Source organism: Reyranella soli, assembly GCF_007992495.1.
GTDB classification, from domain to species: domain Bacteria; phylum Pseudomonadota; class Alphaproteobacteria; order Reyranellales; family Reyranellaceae; genus Reyranella; species Reyranella soli.
Genome location: NZ_BKAJ01000324.1, coordinates 1 through 3,004, shown reverse-complemented (window position 1 = coordinate 3,004; position 3,004 = coordinate 1). Strand labels below are relative to the sequence as shown.

The 3,004-nt window shown below is 67.4% G+C and carries 2 protein-coding genes; one reads left to right on the top strand and one right to left on the bottom strand.

Features of this window, described 5'->3' with window-relative positions; translation table 11 throughout:
* Nucleotides 1-60: 60 nt before the first annotated feature.
* A complete protein-coding gene (locus RSO01_RS46405; protein WP_147157415.1) occupies nucleotides 61-600 on the bottom strand; it encodes a helix-turn-helix domain-containing protein in 540 nt (179 codons plus the stop codon).
* Between the two features lie 231 nt (nucleotides 601-831).
* On the opposite strand from RSO01_RS46405, the gene RSO01_RS46400 reads away from it, so the two are divergent.
* Nucleotides 832-3,004, top strand: a 2,173-nt coding sequence (locus RSO01_RS46400; protein WP_147157414.1) for a phosphatase PAP2 family protein, incomplete at its 3' end; no start/stop codon positions are given.

Genomic DNA, 3,004 nt, shown 5'->3' with positions numbered 1-3,004 from the left:
GCTTCGCGCTCCGGTCGGGATGACGGGACTTTGTAGCCATATGCGATAGCCGTCCCGTCATCACTTGCGCGCCGTGGCCTTGCCCTTCTTCGCCGGCACCCACTTCACCACCCCGTTCTCCAGCAGCTCGTTCACGAACCGCACTGTCTGCTCGATGGCGCGCGCGAACGCCGCCTGGTGCTTGGCCTCGAGCAGCACGCCGGGCCGCAGCACGTACTGCGCCGGCTCCTTCTCGACGACGATGCCGAGCTCGCGCAGCTTCCTGATCTTGCGCCGCACCGTCTCGCGCGGGATGCCGGCGGCGACGGCGATCGAGCTCGCGTTCACCGCGCGCTGCTCCTCGACCGGGATGGCGCGCTCGAAGTCCCTGTGCTTCTGGCGGTAGGCGGCGTCGCGCATGCCGGGTTCGACGCCCGCCGTGCCGATCATCTCGGCGACGACCGCGAGGTCGAGATCGCCGCCATAGAGGCCGCGCCGGTCCTGCTCGATGCGGTGCAGGTAGTTGCCCACCAGGAAGACGAACATGCGCGAGTTCACCCGCCCCTCGACCAGCGCCAGGCGCCCGTCCGTCGGCGTGGCGGTGGCGCGTCGTCGTGGCATCGCATCCCCATTCCCGGCCGCCGGCGATGGCGGCGGCTTCGCTCGTCTTCTCACGCCTCGTCCCGACATTGGCACCTCCCCTTCCCGCCCGTAAGGCGCTTGTGGCCCATTTTGGGCACTCACGCGATTGATACCGACGGCCGGCCGGGTAGCTTAACCCCAAGTTGCAGGTCGAGGTTGCAGAGCGGGCAGGCTTGGTCCCTCGGCCGGCAAGGGGAGATGGGGAAGACAATGAAATACGCGTATCGGCGTTTCACGCTCGGCCTGCTGGGCAGCACGGCGCTGGCCTTCGCCTTGCCGCTGTTGCCGGCCGGCACGGCCTCGGCCCAGAACTGCGGCAACCTCGGCAGCCTGCAGTGCTCGCTGCTGCAGGACCAGTACCCGCGCATCAGCTCGTTCGCGAGCCTTCCCAGCTCGACCCCGGGCCAGACCCTGCTCACCAACAGCCTGAACCAGGTCGTCAACCTCTACCAGAACGCCACGACGGCCCAACGCAACAACGCGGCGCTGGTCGCCGTCGGCGACGTGCAGGCCGTGATCTGGAACGCGATCTCGAACATGCCGGTATCCGTTGCCGGTCCGCCCGTCGGCACCAATCCGCCGGCGCTGAACAGCTATACCGCGCTCAACGCCTCGTCCTTCCAGACCGGCGCGGCCGGCGCCGCCTTCGGGCCGTTCGCTCCCATCGTCACCTCGACGGCGACGCCCGCCACCAACGTCACGAACCAGCCGGGGCTCAACAGCCAGATCTTGGATCTTGCCGGCACGGTCTACAGCGCCATCGCCCAGGCGAACGACCTGAAGTACTCCTTCGGCAGCTACAACACGTACTTGCTGAAGCAGCTGGGATACTCGACGGCGTGGGCGACCTCGCCCTACTCGCCCAACAATCCCGTGCCGGCGACCAATCCCGCCAGCCAGGACCTGCGCCCTTTCCAGCTCACCTCGCAAATCTCCGCCATACCCTGGAGCAGCCTGTCGCCTGGGCAGCAGCCGTGGGCCTTCGCCGTGTCGACCCAAAACGGCCAATGGCCCGAATATCAGGGCAGCCCGGCCTTCCCGAGCGGTCATTCGCAGGCGGGCAACACCACCGCCGTGCTGAACGCCATCTTGATGCCGCAGGCCTATCAAAGCCTGATGGTGTCGGCTCTGGAGTGGGGCATCGGCCGCAACGTCATGGGCGTGCACCACCCGCTCGACATCATCGGCAGCCGCGTCATCGCCTACTACACGCTGGCCCAGCTGCTGTCCGGCACCAACCAGCTCTACAACACGGCCTTCAGCACCTACGCGCCCAGCGCCGCCGCGGGCCAGAGCTTCTCCACCTATGTCGGTAACCTCTACAACCAGGCGCAGGCGGCCACCAATGCGGCGTCCCTCTATCCTTACCAGGGCTGCGCGTCGAACGTGGCGGCCTGCATCGCCAACGGCGTCTTCCCGAGCGCCAGCCAGCTGACTGCCGCCAACCAGGCTTACCTCCAGCTCGCGACTTACGGCCTGCAAGGTCCGCTGCCGTCCAACAGCACCAACACCGCGCCGGCAAACTCGAACTTCCTGATCGCCTCGCGCTTCCCCTATCTCAGCAGCCAGCAGCAGCTCGACGTGCTGACCTCGACCATGCTGCCAGCCGGCGTGCCGTTCGACGACGGCAGCGGCTGGGCGCGGCTCAACCTCTATGCCGCGGCGGGCGGCTACGGCGCGTTCAACAACGGCATGGTCACGGTGACCATGAACGGCAGCGCCGTCGGCTTCAGCGCCTTCGACTTCTGGAGCAACAACATCAGTGGGACGGGCGGCCTCACCCTGGCGGGAACGGGCACCTTGGTGCTGGGCGGCAACAACACCTACATCGGCGGCACGATCGTGGCCGGCGGCACGCTGGCGCTCAGCGGCACGATGATCGGCAATCTCTCGGTGCTGCCCGGCGCCACGTTCGTGACCGGCGGCGGCTATACGGTGTCGCCGACGTCGTATCTCGGCAATGCCGGCACCGTACAGTCGGTCGGTGTCCCGCTGCAGAATTACGGATCGCTCACCAACAACGGGACGATCGCCGGCACTGTCGCGAACTACGGCACGATGGGCGGCAGCGGCACCGTGGCCGGCAACGTGATCAACAGCGGCGTCATGGCACCGGGCAATTCGATCGGCACGATGACCGTCACCGGCAATCTCAGCAGCAGCGGCGTCTACAGCGCCGAGGTCAACGGCGCGGGCCAGAGCGACCTGATCACTGTCGGCGGCACGGCGGCGCTGCAGGGCGGATCGGTCAGCGTCTATGCCCAGCCGGGTTCGACCTTCGCGCCGCGCACGACCTACCGGATCCTCAATGCGACCGGCGGGCTTTCCGGCACCTTCGCCTCGGTCAACGAGCTCTATCCCTTCCTGCTGTCGAGCCTGAGCT

Coding starts and splice junctions, on each gene's coding strand:
- RSO01_RS46405 (WP_147157415.1), bottom strand. CDS start 600: ATGCCACGACGACGCGCCACCGCCACGCCGACGGACGGGCGCCTGGCG.